This is a genomic window from Stenotrophomonas sp. 21LCFQ19 (assembly GCF_056861425.1).
The window spans coordinates 190469-213822 of the sequence record NZ_JBSPUF010000002.1; the positions used below are offsets into that span (position 1 = coordinate 190469).

A 23354-nucleotide genomic window follows, 5' to 3' on the forward strand; every position below is an offset into this window, starting at 1 on the left:
TTCATGAATAAGATCACCCACTATTTCAAAAGCCTGCTGCTCCTGGAGTTGCTCGGCGGCTTGTGGCTGACGTTGAAATACACGTTCAAGCCCAAGTACACCGTGATGTACCCGATGGAGAAGTTCCCGCAGTCGCCGCGTTTCCGTGGCCTGCACGCCCTGCGCCGTTATCCCAACGGCGAAGAGCGCTGCATTGCCTGCAAACTGTGCGAAGCGGTGTGCCCGGCACTGGCGATCACCATCGACTCGGCCAAGCGCGAAGACGGCACCCGCCGTACCACGCGTTACGAAATCGACTTGTTCAAGTGCATCTTCTGCGGCTTCTGCGAAGAAAGCTGCCCGGTGGACTCGATCGTCGAGACCCACATTCTCGAGTACCACTTCGAGAAGCGTGGCGAGAACATCATCACCAAGCCGCAGCTGCTGGCAATTGGCGACCGGCTTGAAGCCGAAATCGCCGAGCGCCGTGCCGCCGACGCCGCCTTCCGCTGAGGTCTTGAGATGGATTGGGTAAATATTTGTTTCTGGTTCTTCTCCATCATTGCCGGCATTTCCGCGGCAGCGGTGATCAGTGTGCGCAACCCGGTGTACGCCGTGCTGTGCTTGATCCTGACCTTCTTCTCGATTGCCTGCGTCTGGTTGCTGGTGGGGGCCGAGTTCCTCGGTGTCACCCTGGTGCTGGTCTACGTCGGCGCGGTGATGGTGTTGTTCCTGTTCGTGGTGATGATGCTCGACATCGACACCACCAACCTGCGTGAAGGCTGGGTGCGTTACCTGCCGGTCGGCCTGGTGGTCGCGGTGGTGATGCTGGTGCAGATGCTGACCCTGATCGGCATCAAGGCACGTACCGCGCCGTTCCCGGTGGACAACGCCGCCGCGGTGGCTGCCGACACGTCCAACATCACCTGGCTGGCACGCAGCCTGTTCACTGAATACCTGCTGCCGTTCGAGTTCGCAGCCGTGATCCTGACCGTCGCCGTGGTGGCAGCCGTGATGCTGACCCTGCGTCGCCGCGAGGGCCTGAAGACGCAGAACCCGACCGAGCAGACCATGACCAAGGCAAAAGACCGCCTGCGCATGGTCAAGATGGCCGCCGAAAAGCCGGTGGTGCAGGTCGATACGCAACATGACGGTGGCGAGGAGGCCAAGCCATGATTTCCCTGGGCCATATGCTTGCGCTGGGCGCGGTGATGTTCTGCATCAGCGTTGCCGGCATCTTCCTCAACCGCAAGAACATCATCGTGTTGTTGATGTCGATCGAACTGATGCTGTTGTCGGTGAACATCAACTTCATCGCCTTCTCGCGTGAGCTGGGCGACACCGCCGGTCAGCTGTTCGTGTTCTTCATCCTGACCGTGGCCGCGGCCGAAGCTGCAATCGGCCTCGCGATCCTGGTGACCTTGTTCCGTACTCGCCACACCATCAACGTGGGCGAAGTCGATTCGCTGAAGGGCTGATCCGAAGATGGAAATCACTCTCTCCAAGAGTCTGTTGATTGCAGTGGTGCTTGCACCACTGTTCGGCAGCATCATCGCCGGCCTGTTCGGTCGTCAGGTGGGGCGCAAGGGCGCCCAGTACATCACCATCCTGGGCGTGGCGATCAGCTGCGGCCTGTCGGCCTACATCTTCTCCCAGCTGTTGTGGGGCGGGGCGCAGCCGTACAACCAGAACGTCTACACCTTCTTTGAAGTCGGCCAGTACGCGGCCCACGTCGGTTTCATGATCGACCGCATGACCGCGATGATGATGGTGGTGGTGACCTTCGTGTCGCTGCTGGTCCACATCTACTCGATCGGCTACATGTCCGAAGACGACGGCTACCAGCGTTTCTTCAGCTACATCTCGCTGTTCACCTTCTCGATGCTCACCCTAGTGATGAGCAACAACTTCCTGCAGCTGTTCTTTGGCTGGGAAGCCGTGGGCCTGGTGTCGTACCTGTTGATTGGTTTCTACTTCAAGAAGCCGACTGCCATCTTCGCCAACATGAAGGCCTTCCTGGTCAATCGCGTTGGTGACTTCGGCTTCCTGCTCGGTATTGCCGGCATCCTGTGGGCCTTCGGTTCGCTGGACTACGCCACCGTGTTCGCCAATGCCAGCACTGTGCTGGGCACCGATACGACCGGTCACGCCATGGTGCAGCTGATCGGCGACAACCAGTGGAGCGTGGCGACCATCATCTGCATCTGCCTGTTCATCGGTGCGATGGGCAAGTCGGCACAGGTGCCGCTGCACGTGTGGCTGCCGGACTCGATGGAAGGCCCGACCCCGATCTCGGCACTGATCCACGCTGCGACCATGGTCACCGCGGGTATCTTCATGGTGACCCGCATGTCGCCGCTGTTCGAGCTGTCGCAGACCGCGCTGGACTTCATCCTGTTCATCGGCGCCACCACCGCGTTCTTCACCGGCCTGATCGGCATCGTGCAGACCGACATCAAGCGCGTGGTTGCGTACTCCACCTTGTCGCAGCTGGGCTACATGACGGTTGCACTGGGCGTGTCGGCCTACTCGGGCGCCGTGTTCCACCTGATGACCCACGCCTTCTTCAAGGCGCTGCTGTTCCTGGGTGCCGGTTCGGTGATCATGGGCATGCACCATGAGCAGAACATGATGAAGATGGGCGGCCTGCGCAAGTACATGCCGATCACCCACATCACCATGTGGATTGGTACGTTGGCCCTGGTGGGTACGCCGTTCTTCGCCGGTTTCTACTCGAAGGACACCATCATCGAAGCTGCCGCGATGCACGCGCATGCTGCCGATGCTGGCTGGGTCGCCCTGTACGGTTACTGGGCGGTGCTCGGTGGCGTCATCGTCACCAGTTTCTACAGCTTCCGCCTGCTGTTCCTGACCTTCTTCGGCAAGGAACGCTTCCGCGACGCACATGATGATCACCACGCCGATCATGGCCACGGCCACGATGACCACCACGGTCATGGTGCGCACGAGCCGCACGAGTCGCCGTTGGTGGTGACCGTGCCGCTGATCCTGCTGGCTATCCCGTCCATCCTGATCGGCTTTTTCACCATCGGCCCGATGCTGTTTGGTACCGGCTGGGATGGCCATGCTGCCGCTGGCGGCATTCCCGGCCAGGCCATGTCGTTCTTCACCGGTATCGTCGACTTCTACGACCCGGCGCGTGACACCATTGCCGAAGTCGGCAAGGAGTTCTGGCATGGTTCGGTGGCCTATGCGATACACGGCATGCAGATGCCTGCGTTCTGGCTGACGGTTGCAGGTTTCGCGCTGGCCTGGGTGTTCTACATCTGGAAGCCGGAACTGGCAGGACAGGCTCGCAAGACCCTGGCACCGGTGGTTTCGGTGCTGGAAAACAAGTACGGCTTCGACAAGCTCTGGATCGACGGCTTTGCCGGCGGTGGTGTGCAGCTCGGCAAGGCCGCCCGTGCCGTTGATAGCACGGTCGTTGATGGGGTGATGGTCAATGGTTCGGCGCGTCTGGTCGACCTGGCTGCCAACCTGTTGCGCCGCACCCAATCCGGTTTCCTCTACCACTACGCGTTCGCGATGATCATCGGCCTGATTGCCCTGTTGGGCGTGCTGATGCATTTCTGGCGTTGACCTGTACGGAATAGAAGACGTGTCGAACTGGCCTCTACTTAGCATTCTCATCTGGCTGCCGATCATCGGCGGTGCATTGATCCTCGCCTTGCGTAACGCCCAAGCTGCCCGTTGGGCATCCCTGGCGGTCGCATTGCTCACCTTCCTGCTCAGCCTCGGCCTGCTCAGCGGCTATGACCGCGGCGCGGCCGATGTGATGCAGTTCGTCGAACAGCACCCGTGGATCCCGGCGTTCGACATCGGCTACAACCTGGCCGTCGACGGTATCGCCATTGCCCTGATCCTGCTGACCACCCTGATCGGCGTGTTGGCCCTGATCGGTGCCTGGGGCGTGGTCGACAAGCGCGTCAACCAGTACGTGGCGGCCTTCCTGATCCTGGAAGGCGTGACGGTCGGCATTTTCGCCGCCACCGACGCGATGCTGTTCTACGTGTTCTTCGAAGCCATGCTGATCCCGATGTTCCTGATCATCGGCGTCTGGGGCGGTCCGCGTCGCATCTACGCGGCGATGAAGTTCTTCCTGTACACCTTCCTCGGCTCGGTGCTGATGTTGGTGGCGCTGATCTACCTGTACCTGAAGGGCGGCAGCTTCCAGCTGGTTGACCTGTACCAGCTGCAGCTGTCGGCCAAGGAACAGACCTGGATATTCTTTGCCTTCCTGATCGCCTTCGCGGTCAAGGTGCCGATGTTCCCGGTGCACACTTGGCTGCCCGACGCGCACGTTGAAGCGCCGACCGCCGGTTCGGTGATCCTGGCGGCGATCGCCCTGAAGATCGGTGGCTATGGCTTCCTGCGTTTCAACCTGCCGATCGTTCCGGACGCAAGCCACGAGTGGGCCTGGCTGGTGATCGCGTTGTCGCTGGTGGCGGTGATCTACGTTGGCTTGGTGGCGATGGTGCAGGACGACATGAAGAAGCTGATTGCTTATTCGTCGGTCGCGCACATGGGTTTCGTTACCCTGGGTACCTTCATCGCGCTGTGGCTGGTACGTGACGCCGGCAGTGCCGACGCAGCCCGCCTGGGCCTGCAGGGCGCCATGGTGCAGATGGTTTCGCACGGTTTCGTCTCCGGCGCGATGTTCTCCTGCGTGGGCGTGCTGTATGACCGCATGCACAGTCGCCGCATCGCCGATTACGGCGGCGTGGTCAATGTGATGCCGTGGTTTGCGGCGTTCGCACTGCTGTTCTTCATGGCCAATTCCGGTCTGCCGGGTACCAGCGGCTTCGTTGGTGAGTTCATGATCGTGTTGGCCGCATTCCAGTGGAATCCGCTGGTTGCCCTGGGCGCTGCTACCACGCTGATCATCAGTGCTGCTTATTCGCTATGGCTGTACAAGCGCGTGTTCTTCGGTGAAGTGGGCAATGCCCACGTCGCCGAGCTGAAGGACATGAATGGTCGCGAGTGGCTGGTAATGACCGTGTTTGCGGTCGGTACGCTGGTGCTGGGCTTCTATCCCAAGCCGCTGACCGATCTGATGGAGCCTTCCATCGCCCATCTGGCGATGCAGATCGCTTCAAGCAAGCTGCTGTAAGCGGCTCGTCGAGAGTATTGATTCCAGGATTTGATGATGACCACGCCGACGCCTCTGCCGTTGACCACGACCGACCTGCTGCCGTTGCTGCCCGAACTGGTAGTGATTGGCGGTGCCTTTGCCCTGCTGATCCTTGATCTGTTCATCAGCACCAGGCACAAGGTCTGGACCCACTTCATTTCGGTGGCGATCCTCGCTGTCGCCTTCATCATGCTGTTGAACGGCGTGGGCGGGCAGGGCGAGGTATTCCACGGGATGTTCATCCGTGACAACGCTGCCGACGTGATGAAAACCGTCGTGGTGCTGGTCAGTGGCCTGAGCCTGATCTACGGCTGGAGCTACCTGCGCGAGCGCAACCTGTACCAGGGCGAGATCCCGGTGCTGATCCTGTTCGCCACCGCCGGCATGATGATCCTGGTCTCGGCCGGCAGCCTGCTGATGGTCTACCTGGGCCTGGAACTGCTGGCGCTGTGTTCCTATGCGCTGGTTGCCAGCAACCGTGAGAACAAGCTCGCTGCCGAAGCCGGCATGAAGTACATCGTGCTGGGTTCCTTGGCCTCGGGCCTGTTGCTGTACGGCATGTCGCTGATCTATGGCGCCACCGGCTCGCTGCACCTGGACGTGATCCACGCCTCCATCGCCCATTCCGATGAGCGCCTGCTGCTGTTGACCGGCGCGGTGTTCATGGTCGCCGGCGTTGCCTTCAAGCTGGGCGCGGCACCGTTCCACATGTGGCTGCCCGACGTCTACCAGGGCGCACCGGCGCCGATCGCGCTGTTCATCAGTTCGGCACCGAAGCTGGCCGCGTTCGGCATGGCCTACCGCCTGTTGGAAATGGGCGTTGGCCCGCTGTCGACCGAGCTGCAGTACGTGCTGGCTGGCCTGGCTGCGTTGTCGCTGGTCATCGGTAACCTGATGGCCATCGCCCAGACCAACCTGAAGCGCATGCTGGCGTACTCGACCGTGTCGCACATCGGCTTCCTGCTGATGGGCATCGCCGGTGGCGGCGAGGCGGGCTATTCGGCCGCGCTGTTCTACGCCATTGCCTACGCCATCATGTCGACCGCGGCATTCGGCGCGATCATCGCGATGTCGCGTGCCGGTTTTGAGGCCGAGAACATCGAAGACTTCAAGGGCCTGAACGCACGCAGCCCGTGGATGGCAGGCCTGGTCCTGTGCATCATGGCGTCGCTGGCCGGTATCCCGCCGTTCTTGGGCTTCTGGACCAAACTGTCGGTGCTGAGCGCGGCCGTCAATGGTGGCCTGTTGTGGCTGGCCATGGTTGGCGTGTTGTGTGCGGTGATTGGTTGCTTCTACTACCTGCGCGTCATCAAGGTCATGTACTTCGATGAGCCGGTGGGTGAGCCGCTGCCGCGCAACAATGACCGCATCCTGGGCATCGTGCTGGGCGTGAATTCCGCGCTGCTGCTGTTCCTGCCGCTCGGTTTGGGCCCGATCATGGAGTGGATGCGCAATTCTTTTGCACATTTGTAATAAAAGACGTTACAAATCTGCGCGAAGTGTGTATTATTCATCTCCTGAGTTGACGGCCTCACCGCCCAGCGGCAAGGTCGGAATCACCTGATGAGTGGTTCAACCGGAAGGATTTTTCCGGGTTTCTCCAGCGTCTTGAGAGAAACGCGAAGTAAATAAGTCTTGCATTATCGGCTTGGTTACTTCATAATTCCGCTTCTGATGCGGGGTGGAGCAGTCTGGCAGCTCGTCGGGCTCATAACCCGAAGGTCGCAGGTTCAAATCCTGCCCCCGCTACCAGCTTCGGTCTTTGCAACACGATGTGTTGATGAGGCAAAAGTTGGGCTCGCAAGAACGGCTGCTTCCGTTCTTGCAACCGGGATCCGGTCATCGGATCCAAACGGACAAAGGGCCCATGTGGGCCCTTTGCTGTTTCTGGAAATCAGAAACCCCGGTTGGGTGACAACCGTTCTCTAACTTACGAATCAAGGCTGGCTGTGAGCGACAAGGCTACTGAAATCGCGAATCTGCTGGGCCCCACCGTGCAGGCGTTGGGGCTCGAGTTGCTTGGCGCCGAATATCTGCCGGCCCCGGGCGGCGCAACGTTGCGCCTGTATATCGACGTGCCGCTGGCCGAGCAGCCTGAGCGCATGGTCAACGTTGAAGACTGCGAGCGGGTGAGCCGCGAGGTTTCCGCGCAGCTGGACGTCGAGGACCCGATCAGCGGCAATTACACGCTGGAAGTGTCTTCGCCGGGCGTGGACCGCCCGTTGTTCTCGCTGGAGCAGTTCGAGCGCGCCATTGGTGAATCCGCCAAGGTCGGCTTGAAGCTGCCGCAGGAAAATCGCCGTCGCCTGCAGGGTGAAATCGTCGCGGTTGACCTGGAGCAGGGCACGGTGACCTTTGTGGTCGACAACAAGCCCTTCGTGGCTTCGTTCGACAACATCGACAAGGCACGCATCATTCCGGACTGGGCCGCGCTTGGCCTGGCACCGACCAAACCGACGGGTCCGGCCCCCAAGCAGGGCAAGACCAAGAATAATTCCAATAACGAAACGGCGGCCAAAAAGCCGCGCGCGGAGTGAGCCGATGAGCAAGGAACTTTTGCTGGTAGTTGACGCAGTCGCCAACGAGAAGGGCGTGCCGCGTGAGGTCATTTTTGACGCGATCGAGGCCGCACTGGCTTCTGCCGCGAAGAAGCGTTACGCCGAGGAAGAAGTCCTGGCGCGCGTTTCGATCAACCACAAGGACGGCACCTACGAAACTTTCCGTCGCTGGGAAGTGGTCGCTGATGACGTGGTGATGGAGTCGCCGGACCGCCAGATCCGCCTGATGGATGCGGTGGACGAAGCCGACGGCGTCGAAGTCGGTGACTACATCGAAGAGCAGATTGAAAACCCCGATTTCGGCCGTATCGCAGCGCAGGCTGCCAAGCAGGTCATCGTCCAGCGTGTGCGCGAAGCCGAGCGCCAGCAGGTGGTGGATGCGTGGAAGGACCGCGTTGGCGAACTGGTCACCGGTGTGGTCAAGCGCGCTGAGCGCGGCAACATCTATGTCGATCTGGGCGGCAATGCCGAAGCCTTCATTCCGAAGGACAAGGGCATCCCGCGTGACGTGCTGCGTGCCGGCGACCGCGTGCGCGGTTACCTGGCTGAAGTGCGTTCGGAGCCGCGTGGCCCGCAGCTGTTCATCAGCCGCGCTGCGCCGGAATTCATGATCGAGCTGTTCAAGCTGGAAGTGCCGGAAGTCGGCCAGGGCCTGGTTGAGATCAAGGCCTGTGCGCGTGACCCGGGCGACCGCGCCAAGATCGCCGTGCTGGCCCATGACAGCCGCACCGATCCGATCGGCGCCTGCATCGGCATGCGCGGTTCGCGCGTGCAGGCGGTGTCCAACGAGCTCAATGGCGAGCGCGTGGATATCGTGCTGTGGAACGAAAACCCGGCCAACTTCGTCATCAACGCCATGGCGCCGGCTGAAGTCCAGTCGATCATCGTTGATGAAGAAAAGCATTCGATGGACCTGGCCGTGGCGGAAGACCGTCTGGCCCAGGCAATCGGCAAGGGCGGCCAGAACGTGCGCCTTGCCAGCCGCCTGACCGGTTGGCAGCTGAATGTGATGACCCAGGACCAGGTGACCGCCAAGTCGGAAGCCGAGCAGGGCGTCGCCCGTCAGCTGTTCATGGACAAGCTGGAAGTGGACGAGGAAATCGCCGGCATCCTGGTGTCCGAAGGTTTTGGTACGGTGGAAGAAATCGCCTACGTGCCGGTTGGTGAGTTGCTGGCAGTGGAAGGCTTCGACGAAGATATCGTCGAAGAACTCCGCGCCCGCGCCCGCGATGCGCTGCTCAATGAAGCGCTGGCGGTGGAAGAGGGTGCTGACGGCGGTGTGCCGGCAGCAGATCTGCTGGCACTGAAGGGCATGGATGAGGCGACCGCGTACGCGCTGGCTGGCCACGGCGTGCGCACAAGTGAGGATCTGTCGGATCTGGCTGCCGACGAGGTTCTGGAGTTCGGTATCGAGGGCATGGATCTGGAGCGCGCCGCGGCGTTGGTCCTGGCAGCCCGCGCCGAGGAGATCGCCCGCCTGGAGCGCGGCGAATGAGCCAGCGATGAACAGTGCCCTGAGCCGCTCAGGGCGTAGACTCCGCGCTGCCTTCGTTCGTGACGAGGGGGCGCAAACAAGATCATAGGATCCGAATGTCGCAGCAAACCACCATCCGCAAGCTCGCCGAACTGGTCAACACGCCGGTCGAGAAACTGCTTGAACAGCTGTCCCAAGCCGGGATGAAGTTCAGCGGTCCCGACCAGGTCGTGACCAGTACCGAGAAAGTGAAGCTGCTGGGCTTCCTCCGCCGTTCGCACGGCAAGGAAGAGCAGCCGGCCGAAGACGCCGAGGCCGCAGCCAAGAAGATCACCCTGAACCGCCGCAAGCATCAGGAAGTGACCGTCAACGCCGGCCGCAGCAAGACCACCGTCAATGTGGAAGTGCGCCAGAAGCGCACCTACACCAAGCCGGAAGGTGGCAAGCCTGCGATGACGCCGGACGAAGAGCGCGCGGATATCCTGCGCAAGCTCGAAGAGTCGCGTCAGCGCAACCTCGACGAACAGCGCATGCTGGCCGAGAAGGATCGCGCCCGCGACGAAAGCATCGCTGCCAAGAAGGCCGCCGAAGAAGCCGAAGCCGCGCGCATCGAGGCTGAGAAAGCCGCTGCTGAAGCGGCTGCCAAGGCTGCTGCTGCAAAGCCGGCACCGGAAGTCGAAGCGCCGGCGCCGCGCGCCGCACGCCCGGCCGCTGCTGCACCGGCCCGCGCGCCTGCCCGCGAGGAGCGTGGCAACAACGCCAATGCCAATGCAAAGTCGGGCAAGCGCAACGAGGGTGGGGATGGCAACCGTTTCGGCGGCCAGCTGCACCTGTCGGCGTCTGACCGTGCCCGTCGCGGCAACAGCAGCAATACGAATTCGCGCGGTCGTCCGGGTGCGCGTGCACCGCAGGGCCGCCGCGGCAATGAAGCAGCACGTAGCGGTGGCGGCAGCCACGCCTTCGAACGCCCGACCGCACCGGTGGTGCGTGAAGTCGCCGTTGGCGACACCATCACCGTCGCCGATCTGGCGCAGAAGCTCGCGCTCAAGGGCGGCGAGGTGGTGAAGGCGCTGTTCAAGATGGGCGTGATGGCGACCATCACCCAGACCATCGACCATGACACCGCGGCACTGGTTGTCGAAGAGCTCGGCCACAACGTGGTTCGCGCCAACGCCAACGACGCCGAAGACGCACTGCTGGCCATCACTGGCGCTGATGAGCGCGTGGCGGTGCCGCGTGCGCCGGTCGTGACCATCATGGGCCACGTCGATCACGGCAAGACCTCGCTGTTGGACTACATGCGCCGCACCAAGGTTGCCAATGGCGAAGCTGGTGGCATCACCCAGCACATCGGTGCCTACCATGTGACCACGCCGAAGGGCGTGATCAGCTTCCTCGATACCCCGGGCCACGCCGCGTTCACCTCGATGCGTGCCCGTGGTGCGCAGTTGACCGACATCGTGGTGGTGGTTGTCGCCGCCGACGATGGCGTGATGCCGCAGACCAAGGAAGCCATCCAGCACGCCCGCGCCGCAAACGCGCCGATCGTGGTGGCGATCAACAAGATCGACAAGTCGTCCGCCGACCCGATGCGTGTCAAGAACGAACTGCTTGCCGAGCAGGTCGTCGCCGAAGACTTCGGTGGTGACGTGCAGATGGTGGAGATCTCGGCCAAGACTGGCCAGGGCATCGATGACCTGCTGGATGCGATTTCGCTGCAGGCCGAAGTGCTGGAACTGAAGGCCGTGGCCGACGGCCGCGCCAACGGCGTGGTCATCGAATCCTCGCTGGACAAGGGCCGTGGCCCGATCGCGACGGTGCTGGTGCAACAGGGTCTGCTGAAGAAGGGCGACTACCTGGTGTGCGGTATCCAGTACGGTCGCGTGCGTGCACTGTTCGACGAAACCGGCGCCCAGGTCTCCGAAGCGGGGCCGTCGATTCCGGTGCAGGTGCTGGGTCTGTCCGGTGTGCCGGAAGCTGGTGATGACTTCGTCGTGGTTGAAGACGAGCGTCTGGCCAAGGACGTTGCGCAGACGCGTGAAACCAAGCGTCGCGAGTCGCGCCTGGTCGCCACCGCCGGCAGCCGCATGGAAGACATCATGTCGCAGCTGGGCAAGGGCGATGGCCAGCAGGTGCTGAACCTGCTGATCAAGGCCGACGTGCAGGGTTCGGTGCAGGCACTGAGCCAGGCGCTGGTTGCGCTGTCCAACGACGACATCCGCATCAACGTGATCCACTCCGGCGTGGGCGGCATCACCGAGTCCGACGCCAACTCGGCCGTGGCTTCCAAGGCCACCGTCATCGGCTTCAATGTGCGTGCGGATGCTTCGGCCCGTCGCATCATTGAATCCAACGGCGTTGACCTGCGTTACTTCTCGATCATCTATGACGTGATCGACCAGGTGAAGCAGGTGGCATCCGGTCTGCTCGGCGTGGAAATCCGCGAAGAGATCATCGGTATCGCGCAGGTCCGCGACGTGTTCCGCAGCTCCAAGTTCGGTGCGGTTGCAGGCTGCATGATCATCGAAGGCGTGGTGAAGCGGAACAAGCCGATCCGCGTGCTGCGCGACAGCGTGGTGGTGTTCGAGGGCGAGCTGGAATCGCTGCGTCGCTTCAAGGAAAACGTCGAGGAAGTTCGCAATGGTACCGAGTGCGGTATCGGCGTGAAGGCTTACAACGACGTCAAGCCGGGCGACCAGATCGAGTGCTTCGAGCGTATCGAAGTGCCGCGCACGCTGTAACGGCTGCGATCGAGGTGCCGGGAGTCGGGATTCGCCAAGGCGGGTCCCGGCGAGCGGAACCTCCAGCAGCCGGGTCGGGGAATCGCGAGTTGTCGCCGTGAACGCGGTTGCAGCGGGCGGTTCCTTTCCGGTTTCATTGAAATTCACCCTTTATTGCTGATACTTGCCTGATGCCTAAGACTTTCCATCGTACCGACCGTGTTTCTGCGCAGATCCGCCGTGATCTGGGCACGCTGGTGCATGCCGCCGTGCGTGAATTCGGCCTGCCTTCGGTCAGTGTGTCGGACGTGGAAGTTACCCGTGACATGGCCCATGCCAAGATCTTCGTGACCGCGCTGATGCCGGAACGTGCGGATGAGGCGATGAAGGGCCTGCGCGAGCTCACGGTTGAGCTGCGCATGTCGCTGGCCAAGGCGATGAAGTTGCGGCATGTACCAGAGCTGCATTTCCATTACGACGATTCGGTCGATCGTGGTGAGCGCATCGACAATCTGCTGCGCGACCTGGTGCCACCGCCGGAACCCGAGTCCGACGCCGACAAAGGCACCGACAAAGAGTAATCGCAGCAGCCCGTAAGGGCTGTTGTCATGTCTGGCCTGCGCGTTGGTGCAGGCGGTTTTCCCGTTTTATGCTCGGCGTGCTGATCGCACGCCAGCCCGCCTATGGTGTTGCATGCGTCCCAGAATTCAATTCCGCCGCCTGGATGGCATCGTTCTGCTCGACAAGCCGGCAGGCATGAGCTCCAACACCGCGCTGCAGGTTGCACGTCGTCTTTTCCGTGCCGAGAAGGGCGGTCATACCGGCAGCCTTGATCCGCTGGCTACCGGTCTTCTGCCGCTGTGTTTTGGCGAGGCGACCAAGATCGCCGGCTTGTTGCTGGGCTCGGCCAAGGCCTATGACGCCGAAATCCGGCTGGGCAGCACCACCGATACCGATGATGCCGATGGCGCGGTGCTGCGCGAGCGACCGGTGCCTGAATTCAGTGATGCGCAGTTGCAGGCGGCCTTGGCCACCCTGACTGGCACCATCCTGCAGCGGGCGCCGATCTATTCGGCGTTGAAGCAGGGTGGCGAGCCGCTGTATGCCAAGGCGCGTCGTGGTGAGGCTATCGAAGCCCCCGAGCGCGAGGTGCAAGTGCAGGCGATTGAAGTGCTGGCCCGTGAAGGTGAGCGCCTTTCGCTGCGCGTGACCTGTGGCTCGGGCACCTATATCCGCAGCATCGCCCGCGACCTGGGCGAATTGCTGGGCTGTGGTGCGCATGTCACCGCGCTGCGCCGGCTGTGGGTGGAACCGTTCATGGCGCCGAAGATGATCGGCCTGGATGCACTGCGCGCAGTCGCTGAATCCGGCGACGAAGCCGCGCTGCTGGACTGGTTGCTGCCGATCGAACAGGGCCTGAGCCAGTTTGCCCGGGTCGAGCTGGATGCCGGCCAGGCTGCGCGCTTCTGCGTCGGCCAGCGCCTGCGCGATCCGGCCTGGCCGGTTGGCCTGGTGGTGGTTTACGGCGAAGGCGGTCAGCCGCTGGGGCTGGGTCAGGTGGAGGACGGGGGGCGACTTGGCCCGCAGCGGCGCTTCAATCTCTGAACGGGCGGGAGCGGGCAGTACCTTTCAAGTCACTACCGCCTTGTCCCGGATGGTTGTGACCGTTACAATTTTGCGGCCCTAGAAAGGGCAACTGCCCGCCTCGGTGGGCAGCCTATTAATCGGCGAGCTGTGCGGTGCGTCTTGAGACGTTCCTGCTGGCCCCGCATCTGAAGAGAAAAACCATGTCGATCGACACCCAGAAAGTCATTGAAGAAAACAAGCGCGGCGCTGCTGATACCGGTTCCCCGGAAGTCCAGGTCGCCCTGCTGACCGCTCGCATTGAACTGCTGACCGGCCACTTCAAGGAACACAAGAAGGATCACCACAGCCGCCGTGGCCTGCTGCAGATGGTCAATCGCCGCCGTAGCCTGCTCGACTACCTGAAGAACAAGGATGTCGCACGCTATAAAGCATTGATCGAAAAGCTCGGCCTGCGCCGCTAATCGATACCCGCCGCGGCGCAGCGATGCGCCGCGGCTTTGTTTTTAGAGCTTCAAAATCGTCGTAGACCGGCCGGAACCGCCCGGCCAGCCGTTGCCGGCATGGGTTGGCAACGGACCAATCGAAGAAAGCATTTCAAGGATCCCCCGTGGCAAAAATCACCAAAACCTTCCAGTACGGCAAACACACCGTCACGCTTGAAACCGGCGAAATCGCCCGTCAGGCCGGCGGCGCAGTCATCGTCAAGATGGACGACACCGTGTTGCTGGTCACTGCCGTCGCCGCCAAGAGCGCGCGCGAAGGCCAGGACTTCTTCCCGCTGACCGTCGATTACCAGGAGAAGTTCTACGCCGGTGGCCGTATCCCGGGTGGCTTCTTCAAGCGTGAAGGCCGTGCGACCGAAAAAGAGACGCTGATTTCGCGCCTGATCGATCGCCCGATCCGTCCGCTGTTCCCGGAAGACTACAAGAACGAAGTGCAGATCATCGCCACGGTGATGTCGCTGAACCCGGAAGTGGACGGCGACATCGCCGCCCTGATCGGTGCTTCGGCCGCACTGTCGCTGGCCGGCACCCCGTTCAAGGGCCCGATCGGCGCTGCCAAGGTCGGTTACAAGGACGGCCAGTACATCCTCAACCCGACCGTGTCGGAGCTGAAGGAATCGCAGCTGGAGCTGGTGGTCGCTGGTACCGCCAACGCCGTGCTGATGGTAGAATCCGAAGCCGCACTGCTGTCCGAAGATGTGATGCTGGGCGCCGTGACCTTCGGTCACCGCGAAATGCAGAAGGTCATCAACGCGATCAACGAACTGACCGTTGAAGCCGGCACCAAGCCGAGCGACTGGGTTGCCCCGGCCAAGAACACCGCGCTGATCAGCGCCCTGCAGGAAGCCGTCGGCGGCAAGCTCGGCGAAGCCTTCCAGGTGCGTGACAAGCTGCAGCGTCGTGACGCTATCTCGGCGATCAAGAAGGACGTGGTCGAGACCCTGGCTGGCCGCGTTGCCGCTGAAGGTTGGAACTCGGCCGAGCTGTCGAAGGAATTCGGCGAGCTGGAATACAGCACCATGCGCAACTCGGTGCTGGACACCAAGGTCCGCATCGACGGCCGTGCACTGGACACCGTCCGCCCGATCGCCGTGAAGACCGGCGTGCTGCCGCGTACCCACGGTTCCTCGCTGTTCACCCGCGGTGAAACGCAGGCCATCGTGACCATCACCCTGGGCACCGCCCGTGATGGCCAGGTGATCGACGCCGTTGCCGGTGAGTACAAGGAAAACTTCCTGTTCCATTACAACTTCCCGCCCTACTCGGTCGGTGAGTGTGGTCGTTTCGGTGCGCCGAAGCGTCGTGAAATCGGCCACGGCCGTCTGGCCAAGCGCGGTGTGCTGGCTGTGATGCCGTCGCTGGAAGCCTTCCCGTACACCATTCGCGTGGTGTCGGAAATCACTGAATCCAACGGTTCCTCGTCGATGGCTTCGGTCTGCGGTTCCTCGCTGGCCCTGATGGACGCCGGCGTGCCGGTCAAGTCGCCGGTTGCCGGTATCGCCATGGGCCTGGTCAAGGAAGGCGAGCGCTTCGTCGTCCTGTCCGACATCCTGGGTGACGAAGATCACCTGGGCGACATGGACTTCAAGGTCGCTGGTACCGCCGAGGGCATCTCCGCCCTGCAGATGGATATCAAGATCGAAGGCATCACCGAAGAGATCATGAAGCAGGCACTGCAGCAGGCCAAGGCTGGCCGTCTGCACATCCTGGGTGAAATGGCCCACGGCCTGACCTCCCCGCGTGCCGAGCTGTCGGACTACGCGCCGCGTCTGCTGACCATCAAGATCCACCCGGACAAGATCCGCGAAGTGATCGGCAAGGGTGGTTCCACCATCCAGGCCATCACCAAGGAAACCGGCACCCAGATCGACATCCAGGACGATGGCACCATCACCATCGCTTCGGTGAACAACGCCGCTGCCCAGGCCGCCAAGGCCCGCATCGAGCAGATCACCTCGGACGTCGAGCCGGGCCGCATCTACGAAGGCAAGGTCGCCAAGATCATGGACTTCGGTGCGTTCGTCACCATCCTGCCGGGCAAGGACGGTCTGGTCCACGTGTCGCAGATCTCCAGCGACCGCGTCGAGAAGGTCGGCGACGTGCTGAAGGAAGGCGATGTGGTCAAGGTCAAGGTGCTGGAAGTCGACAAGCAGGGCCGTATCCGCCTGTCGATGAAGGCCGTTGAAGAGGGCGAGGGCACCCCGGCCGAATAAGGCTGCGGTGTTGTATCGCTGAGAAGAAAAGCGGGCCTGGTGCCCGCTTTTCTTTTGCCCGGAAAACAGCAGAAGCACAGCCGCGTAGTGCCGAGCCATGCTCGGCAGAAGCTTTCCCGGACAACCCACCGACCTTGCAGGCGCGGCGTCAGCCGCGAAGCTCGCAGTCGATCAGATTGCAGGCAAAGCCACCGTTTCATTGTCGCCAGCTTCACGGCTGACACCGCTCCCACAAAGCATGGTGCCCATGCAGCCGTAGTGCCGAGCCATGCTCGGCAGAAGCTTTCCCGGACAACCCACCGACCTTGCAGGCGCGGCGTCAGCCGCGAAGCTCGCAGTGGATCAGATTGCAGGCATGGTCAGCGTTTCATTGCAGCCAGCTTCGCAGCTGACGCCGCTCCCACAGAGCATGGTGCTTGTGCAGCCGTAGTGCCGAGCCATGCTCGGCAGAAGCTTTCCCGGACAACCCACCGACCTTGCAGGCGCGGCGTCAGCCGCGAAGCTCGCAGTCGATCGGATTGCAGATATGGCCGGCGTTTCACCACTGCCAGCTTCGCGGCTGACACCACTCCCACAGAGCATGGTGCTTGTGCAGCCGTAGTGCCGAGCCATGCTAGGCAGAAGCTTTCCCGGACAACCCCCCGACCATGCAGGCGCGGCGTCAGCCGCGAAGCAGGTAGTCGATCAGATTGCAGGCATGGTCAGCGTTTCATTGCAGCCAGCTTCGCGGCTCATGCCGCTCCCACAATGCAATGACGGGGCGCCCCGGCGCAGCATGGTTGCGCTCGACAGGCGTGACCCACAATTCCTGATCTGCCATCGCCTGCTTCTACCGATGGAAGGTGAGCACAAGCCTGCCAGCATTCCCCAAGGCGCAAACGGGGACGGATATGCCAGCGCAGCGAAACGCGGGTGACGCGGTTCAACACCACTCAAACCTCGCCTTCGCCGGAAAAGCCGTAGCGGCATGCTTTATGGCCGGTATCTGTGCGGCCATTCTGGCTCCGGCCTTGCCGTCAACGTGGGTGCGCTGGGCGGCATTGTCCACGGGCGTGCTGTTGTGGCTCACAGCCCCGCGTTGGCGCTGGCTGGGGGCAGCGCTGGCCGGTTTGGGCTGGGCTTTCCTGCATGTGGGTTGGGGCCTGGAACAGCAGCTGGCCGCACGCCGGGAGGCGCAGGAAATCACGGTGACAGGCGTTGTAAGCAGCCTTCCCCAACACGAGGTTCGTCGCACGCGCTTTCAACTACGCCTGGATGCAGAAGCCAGCCTTCCGCCAGACCTGCGGGGCGAGACGGTGCAGGTGTCCTGGTACGACGACTTTGGTGCAACAGCGCCCGGTCCGCGTCTACACGTGCACGCGGGCGAACGTTGGCGGTTGAACCTGCGCCTGCGTGCGCCGCGCGGGCTGGTCAATCCCGGTGGCTTTGATGCCGAGCGACATGCCTTGGCACAGGGCATTGCCGCCGGCGGAGTCGTGCGCCAATCGCCTGCACCACAACGATTGGAGGCGGCTGCGGGCCTGGGCGCATGGCGCGAATGCATGGCCGCGCGGATCGCGAGGCAGGTGCCGGCTGCATCTTCGCGCTATGTGCAGGCCTTGGCGCTGGGGGACACACGCGGTCTCGGCGAAGGCGACTGGCAGGTGCTGCGCGCAACCGGACTGACCCATCTGATTGCGATCTCGGGCTTCCACGTCGGCATGGTTGCACTGTGCGCGGCGTGGTTGGTGGCAGGACTCTGGCGCTTGTTGCCGTGGTGCGGTCGATATTGCCCACGGCCGCAGGCTGTTGCCCTTGGTGCGTTGCTTGGGGCCACGACGTATGCGGCGGTGGCCGGGTTTGGTCTGCCAACGGTGCGCACCGTGTTGATGGTTGCGGTGGTGGTGCTGGCACGGCTTGGCCGCAGGCCGGTCGATGTGGCCGGCGCATTGGCGCTGGCGGCCTTGGCTGTGCTGTGGCTGGCACCGTTGTCGGTGCTGACCGCTGGCTTCTGGCTCAGCTTTGCCGGGGTGGCGTGGTTGCTGTGGTGTCTGCCCGAGCGCGCGCATTGGCTGCGCAGTTTTCTATCCGCGCAGCGGGTGGCGACGTTGGGACTGTTGCCGCTGACCGTGATGCTGTTCGGTCAGGCCTCGGCGATCGGGCCGCTGGCCAATCTGGTCGCTATCCCCTGGTGGAGTCTGGTGGTGGTGCCGCTGGCGCTTGTCGGTACGGCGCTGGAAGCGATATGCAGCGGCGCGGGCGGCCTGGCCTGGCGGGCCTCGGCATGGTGCTTTGATCTGAGCTGGCCGTTATTCCAGATGTTGGGTAGTGCTCGCTATTCATTGTGGTGGTTGCCCGAGCCGGCGTGGTTCGCCTTGCCTCTGGCGCTGCTCGGCGCCGTGTGGCTGTTGCTGCCGGCCGGGGTTGCGGGCAAGGGCCTGGCGGTGTTGTTGTGGCTGCCACTCTGTCTGCCATGGCGCGACAGGCCCGGGGCGGGTGAGTTCGAGCTGGTCACGCTGGATGTCGGGCAGGGTTTGGCAGTGTTGTTGCGTACACGGCACCACGCGTTGCTGTTCGACACCGGGCCGGCGGTCGCGGACGGTTTTGATGCCGGCGAGCGGGTGGTTGTGCCCGCACTGAGAGCCTTGGGCGTACCGCGCTTGGACCGGCTGGTGGTCAGTCATGGCGATCATGATCATGCCGGCGGACTGGCGGCGGTGCAGGGTGTTCTACCGCCTTCGGAGCTGTTGATGCCGCCGGGACTGGCAGTGGGCGCAGCTGCTGCAGCGGCCTGCGAGGCAGGTCAGGCATGGCAATGGGACGGGGTGCTGCTTGAGTTTCTGCATCCGACGCCAGGTTTTCCCTATCTGGGCAACGAATCCAGTTGCGTGTTGCGGGTCCAGGGCGCCCATGGAGCGGCGTTGTTGACCGGCGACATCGGCGAGGTGATCGAGCAGCGCCTGCTTAAGCACGTGCCGGCAAAGCTGCGCGCGGAGGTGGTGCTGGTGGCACATCACGGCAGCGGCGGATCCTCCAGCCATCGCTTCGTGGCGGCAACCGACGCGCGGCTGGCGCTGATCTCCAGTGGCCATGGCAATCGCTTTGGTCACCCGCGCGGTGACGTGGTGGCCCGCTGGCAGCGCTCCGGGGCCGAGGTGCTGACCACGGCCGGCAGCGGGGCGCTGCACGTCTGGCTGGGCAAGCAGGGCTTGCAGCTGCGCGAGCGCAGAATCTGGCGCTCAAGGTCATGGGATGCCGCTGAGCGGGCGCGGGCGGCTGCTATCCTATCTGACATCAAATACGCGGCCACGGCGCCGGAGGGTTGAAACGTGTGGGAATTGGTCAAAGCCGGCGGATGGCCGATGGTGCCGTTGCTGTTGTTGGGCGTGCTGGCGCTGGCGATCGTCCTGGAGCGTTTCTGGAGCCTGCGCCGTAACGAGGTGCTGCCGCCAGGCCTGGGCCAGGAGGTCCGCAACTGGGCCGCGCGCGGCAAGCTGGATGCTTCCCATATTGATTCCCTGCGTGCCAATTCGCCGCTGGGCGCGCTGTTGGCTGCTGCGCTCGAAGCGCGCAATCGCCCGCGTGACCAGATCCGTGAGCGCATCGAAGACACCGGCCGCCATCTGGTGCACCGGATGGGGCGCTTCCTCAATGCACTTGGCACCATCGCCTCGGCTGGCCCGTTGCTCGGCCTGTTGGGTACGGTGGTCGGCATGATCCAGATGTTCCTGGGCATTCTCGATCACGGCGTCGGCGACGTCGGCCAGCTTGCTGGCGGTATCGGCAAGGCGCTGGTGTGCACCGCGACCGGCATGATGGTCGCGATTCCGGCCTTGATGTTCCATCGTTACTTCCGTGGCCTGATCGATGGCTACGTGATCGAGATGGAGCAGGAAGCCAGCGCGCTGCTGGATGCACTGGATGGTCGCCCGGCGGTCATGGCGGCCAGCAAGGCCGCCGCGCCGCGCCCGGCGGCAACCGAGAAGGCCTGAGCCCATGCGGATTGGTAACAATCGCACCCAGGATGAACCGCATATCGATCTGGTGCCCTTGATCGACGTGATCCTGGTGCTGATCATTTTCTTCGTGGTCACCACCACCTTTGATGCGCGTTCGACGCTGCAGGTGCAGTTGCCCACGGCCAGCGACCAGAAGACCAGCGCGCCGCAGACTTCGCTGAGCGTGCTGGTCAATGCCGATGGCCGCTACTTCGTCAACGACCAGGAAGTGCTGCGCACCGACATCGAATCGTTGAAGCAGATCATCGCCCAGTTGGCTGGTGCCGACCGCGAGCAGAGTGTGCTGCTGCGTGCTGATGCGCGCACGCCGTACCAAGCTGTGGTCACCGCGCAGGATGCCCTCGGTCAGCTCGGTTTCCGCCGGATCGCGATTGCAACCGCACCGGAAGCCAAACAATGAGTGACAACGACTCGGCCTGGAAGATCTACAGGCGCTTGCTTGCCTCCGCCAAGCCCTATCGGCCGCTGTTGTTGATGGCGGGCCTTGGCATGTTGATCGAGGCGGCCGCAGGCAGTGGTTTCCTGGTCCTGATGAGCCCGATCACCAATAGCCTGGTGAACCCGAAAGACATCAACCAGTGGATGCCTTTGGCTGTCATTGGGTTGTTCCTGTTGCGTGGTGTGGCTGGCTATCTGACCGATATCGGCATGGGCAAGGCCGCACGCAGCATCGCCCGTGATTTCCGGGTGCTGGTGCTGGGCAAGTACCTGCGGCTGCCTGGGCAGCGTTTCGATTCCGAACCGGTGCCATCGATGTTGGTACGGTTGGGCTCGGACAGCGATCAGGTGGCGCAGGCTGCGATCGATGCGATGAAGGTGGTGCTGCAGCAATCGCTGCAGGCACTGGGTTCGTTGGCGGTGATGCTGTACTACAGCTGGCAGGTGACCCTTGCGATCTTCGTGCTGGCACCGCCATTGGCCTGGGTGATGAACATCGTGGCCAAGCGCTACCGGCGCATCAGTCACCGCATCCAGGAAAGTGGCGCGGATCTTCTGCAGGCTGCCGATCAGGCCTTGTCCAGCCAGCAGGAAGTGAAGATCTACGGTGCGCAGCCGGCTGAGCTGCACCGCTATACCGGGTTGGCCAACACCAACCTGCGGCTGGCGATGAAGGTCGAAGCGACGCGCAGCATTTCTTCCAGCATGGTGCAGTTGATCGGTGCGGTCGGCTTGGCTGCGCTGCTGCTCATCGCAGGGCACGAGGCCGCTGCCGGGCGTTTGACGGTGGGCGACTTCGTTGGTCTGTTGATGGCGATGCTGGCGATTATTCCGGCGCTGAAGCAGCTGACCAACGTACAGAACATGACACAGCGAGGCATCGCCTCCGCGCAGCGCCTGTTCCACGTACTTGATTCCAAGGACGAAGTGGACGCGGGCAGCCTGCCGCTGCAGCGTGCCAATGGCCTGCTGGAATTCCGCCACGTCACCGCTCGCTATGCGGGGCAGACCAAGCCGGCGCTGGAAGACATCAGCTTCGTTGCCAAGCCGGGCACGGTAACCGCCATCGTTGGTCGCTCGGGCAGTGGCAAATCGACCTTGATCAAGCTGATCCCGCGTTTCTACGAGATCGAGGCTGGCGAAATCCTGCTCGATGGTCATCCATTGCAGGACTACAAACTGGCCGATCTCCGTCGGCAGATCGCCTTGGTTGGCCAGCAGGTCACCTTGTTCAATGGCAGCATCGCCCAGAACGTGGCCTACGGTGAGTTGCAGGAGCGCAGCGCCGAACAGCTGCAACAGGCAATCGACGGTGCCAATGCCAGCGAATTCGTCGAGCAGTTGCCACAGGGCGTGGATGCGCCGGTCGGTGCCAAGGGCGGTCGCCTGTCCGGCGGGCAGCGCCAGCGTCTGGCCATTGCCCGCGCAATGCTGAAGGATGCACCGATCCTGATCCTCGATGAAGCAACCGCCGCGCTGGACAACGAGTCCGAGCGGCTGGTGCAGGATGCGCTGCAGAAGCTGATGCCCGATCGCACCACGCTGGTCATTGCCCATCGCCTGTCCACCATCGAGCATGCAGACCAGGTGCTGGTGATGGACCAGGGGCGCATCGTCGAGCGTGGCACCCATGCCGAGCTGCTGGCCTTGGGCGGTGTGTACGAACACCTGCACAGCATGCAGTTCCGCGATAGGCAGGAATGATGGCCAAGCAAGGACCGCAAACGCCGGCCTACTGGTATGGCGATGCACCGGTGCCGCTGGCGGCACGGCTGGTGGCGCCGCTGTATGGCGCGATAACCGGCCTGCGCCGCAGCCTGTACCGCCGGGGCTGGCTGCGTGCCCGGCAGGTACCTTTGCCGGTGATCGTGGTCGGCAATATCACTGCCGGTGGTACCGGAAAGACGCCGTTGACGATTGAACTGGTCAACCGCCTGCGTGAAGCGGGCTGGAAACCCGGTGTCGCCAGCCGCGGTTATGGCCGCGACGAGGCTGATACTGCGCGCTGGGTCACCGCCGATATGGACGTGGGCCTGGGCGGGGATGAGCCGGTGCTGATCGCCTGGAAGACCGGCGTGCCGGTACGGGTAGACAAGGACCGGGTCTCCGCGGCCAAGGCGCTGCTGGATGCCGGTTGCGATGTGGTGGTCTGCGATGACGGTCTGCAGCACTACCGCTTGGCGCGGGATATCGAAATCGAAGTGGTGGACGCAATGCGCCGCTACGGCAACGGACGGTTGCTGCCGGCCGGGCCGCTGCGCGAGCCGGCCTCGCGCGCCGCGCAGTGTGACTTCCGCGTGGTCAACCTTGGGCAGACCAGTGATGCGCCCACTCAGGTAGAGGACTCCGGTTTCGGCGAGTGGGCGATGCGTCTGTCCATCGAATCGGCGCGGCCACTGAAGGGCGGCCGCGACAAATCCTTGAAGACATTTGCCGGCCTGCGGGTACACGCGGTGGCAGGCATCGCCAATCCGCAGCGGTTTTTCCAGATGCTGCGCAGCCGCGATATCGGTGTGGTGCCGCATGCGTTTGCCGACCACCATCGCTACACGGCGGAAGACCTGTCCTTCGGCAGCGAGTTGCCGGTATTGATGACCGAAAAAGACGCGGTCAAATGCCAGGGTTTCGCTACCGCGTGGCACTACGCTGTGCCGCTGCAGGCTGAGTTGCCGGCAGCGTTCTGGGTGGCCCTGCTCGACCGCCTGGGTAAGCTGTCCCGCGGTTGATTGATG

The 23354-nt window shown here is 62.9% G+C and carries 18 protein-coding genes and 1 tRNA gene; all 19 read left to right on the forward strand.

The genetic code is table 11. The features are described 5' to 3' along the window. The first annotated feature begins 3 nt into the window (after window positions 1–3). The 19 genes from nuoI to lpxK all read left to right on the forward strand — a co-directional run bounded on the left by nuoI (window position 4) and on the right by lpxK (window position 23348). Complete coding sequence (gene nuoI / locus AC13FW_RS03010; protein WP_296246079.1) at window positions 4–492, forward strand: NADH-quinone oxidoreductase subunit NuoI; 489 nt, start codon at window positions 4–6, stop codon at window positions 490–492. A gap of 9 nt (window positions 493–501) precedes the next feature. Continuing rightward, entirely contained in the window at window positions 502–1155 is a 654-nt protein-coding gene (locus tag AC13FW_RS03015) for an NADH-quinone oxidoreductase subunit J (protein WP_296246080.1), read from the forward strand. Next, complete coding sequence (gene nuoK, locus AC13FW_RS03020; protein WP_054656949.1) at window positions 1152–1457, forward strand: NADH-quinone oxidoreductase subunit NuoK; 306 nt, start codon at window positions 1152–1154, stop codon at window positions 1455–1457. The genes AC13FW_RS03015 and nuoK overlap by 4 nt, the downstream gene beginning before the upstream one ends. Before the next feature lie 7 nt (window positions 1458–1464). Then, window positions 1465–3579 carry an NADH-quinone oxidoreductase subunit L gene (gene nuoL / locus AC13FW_RS03025; RefSeq protein ID WP_481508923.1) on the forward strand — a complete coding sequence of 705 codons (2115 nt, stop codon included), beginning with the start codon at window positions 1465–1467 and terminating at the stop codon, window positions 3577–3579. Window positions 3580–3598: 19 nt separating this feature from the next. Further along, window positions 3599–5110 carry an NADH-quinone oxidoreductase subunit M gene (locus tag AC13FW_RS03030; RefSeq protein WP_481534145.1) on the forward strand — a complete coding sequence of 504 codons (1512 nt, stop codon included), beginning with the start codon at window positions 3599–3601 and terminating at the stop codon, window positions 5108–5110. A 36-nt stretch (window positions 5111–5146) separates the two neighbouring features. Then, window positions 5147–6604 carry an NADH-quinone oxidoreductase subunit NuoN gene (gene nuoN / locus AC13FW_RS03035; RefSeq protein ID WP_296246083.1) on the forward strand — a complete coding sequence of 486 codons (1458 nt, stop codon included), beginning with the start codon at window positions 5147–5149 and terminating at the stop codon, window positions 6602–6604. Between the two features lie 202 nt (window positions 6605–6806). Then, window positions 6807–6883, forward strand: a tRNA-Met gene (locus AC13FW_RS03040). Between the two features lie 197 nt (window positions 6884–7080). Further along, window positions 7081–7668 (forward strand): ribosome maturation factor RimP, encoded by a 588-nt coding sequence (gene rimP, locus AC13FW_RS03045; protein ID WP_296246084.1) that lies wholly within the window; start codon window positions 7081–7083, stop codon window positions 7666–7668. A gap of 4 nt (window positions 7669–7672) precedes the next feature. Further along, window positions 7673–9184 carry a transcription termination factor NusA gene (nusA, locus tag AC13FW_RS03050; RefSeq protein WP_282268424.1) on the forward strand — a complete coding sequence of 504 codons (1512 nt, stop codon included), beginning with the start codon at window positions 7673–7675 and terminating at the stop codon, window positions 9182–9184. A 95-nt stretch (window positions 9185–9279) separates the two neighbouring features. Beyond that, window positions 9280–11904: a translation initiation factor IF-2 gene (gene infB, locus AC13FW_RS03055; RefSeq protein WP_482988153.1), complete on the forward strand. Its 2625-nt coding sequence runs from the start codon at window positions 9280–9282 to the stop codon at window positions 11902–11904. Between the two features lie 170 nt (window positions 11905–12074). Further along, on the forward strand, window positions 12075–12464 hold the full coding sequence (gene rbfA / locus AC13FW_RS03060) for a 30S ribosome-binding factor RbfA (RefSeq protein ID WP_282268427.1): 390 nt from the start codon (window positions 12075–12077) through the stop codon (window positions 12462–12464). A gap of 112 nt (window positions 12465–12576) precedes the next feature. Beyond that, window positions 12577–13488, forward strand: a complete 912-nt coding sequence (truB, locus tag AC13FW_RS03065) for a tRNA pseudouridine(55) synthase TruB (protein WP_482988154.1) — start codon at window positions 12577–12579, stop codon at window positions 13486–13488. A gap of 182 nt (window positions 13489–13670) precedes the next feature. Next, complete coding sequence (rpsO, locus tag AC13FW_RS03070; protein ID WP_057626688.1) at window positions 13671–13931, forward strand: 30S ribosomal protein S15; 261 nt, start codon at window positions 13671–13673, stop codon at window positions 13929–13931. Between the two features lie 146 nt (window positions 13932–14077). Beyond that, window positions 14078–16186: a polyribonucleotide nucleotidyltransferase gene (gene pnp, locus AC13FW_RS03075; protein ID WP_482988155.1), complete on the forward strand. Its 2109-nt coding sequence runs from the start codon at window positions 14078–14080 to the stop codon at window positions 16184–16186. Window positions 16187–17160: 974 nt separating this feature from the next. Then, window positions 17161–19491 (forward strand): DNA internalization-related competence protein ComEC/Rec2, encoded by a 2331-nt coding sequence (locus AC13FW_RS03080; RefSeq protein WP_482988156.1) that lies wholly within the window; start codon window positions 17161–17163, stop codon window positions 19489–19491. Between the two features lie 3 nt (window positions 19492–19494). Next, window positions 19495–20157 (forward strand): MotA/TolQ/ExbB proton channel family protein, encoded by a 663-nt coding sequence (locus AC13FW_RS03085; RefSeq protein WP_282270584.1) that lies wholly within the window; start codon window positions 19495–19497, stop codon window positions 20155–20157. Window positions 20158–20161: 4 nt separating this feature from the next. Further along, a complete protein-coding gene (locus tag AC13FW_RS03090) occupies window positions 20162–20584 on the forward strand; it encodes an ExbD/TolR family protein (RefSeq protein ID WP_282270586.1) in 423 nt (140 codons plus the stop codon). Further along, on the forward strand, window positions 20581–22326 hold the full coding sequence (msbA, locus tag AC13FW_RS03095; RefSeq protein WP_482988157.1) for a lipid A export permease/ATP-binding protein MsbA: 1746 nt from the start codon (window positions 20581–20583) through the stop codon (window positions 22324–22326). Before AC13FW_RS03090 ends, msbA begins: the two co-directional genes overlap by 4 nt. Beyond that, a complete protein-coding gene (gene lpxK, locus AC13FW_RS03100; protein WP_482988158.1) occupies window positions 22326–23348 on the forward strand; it encodes a tetraacyldisaccharide 4'-kinase in 1023 nt (340 codons plus the stop codon). The genes msbA and lpxK overlap by 1 nt, the downstream gene beginning before the upstream one ends. Window positions 23349–23354: the final 6 nt, after the last annotated feature.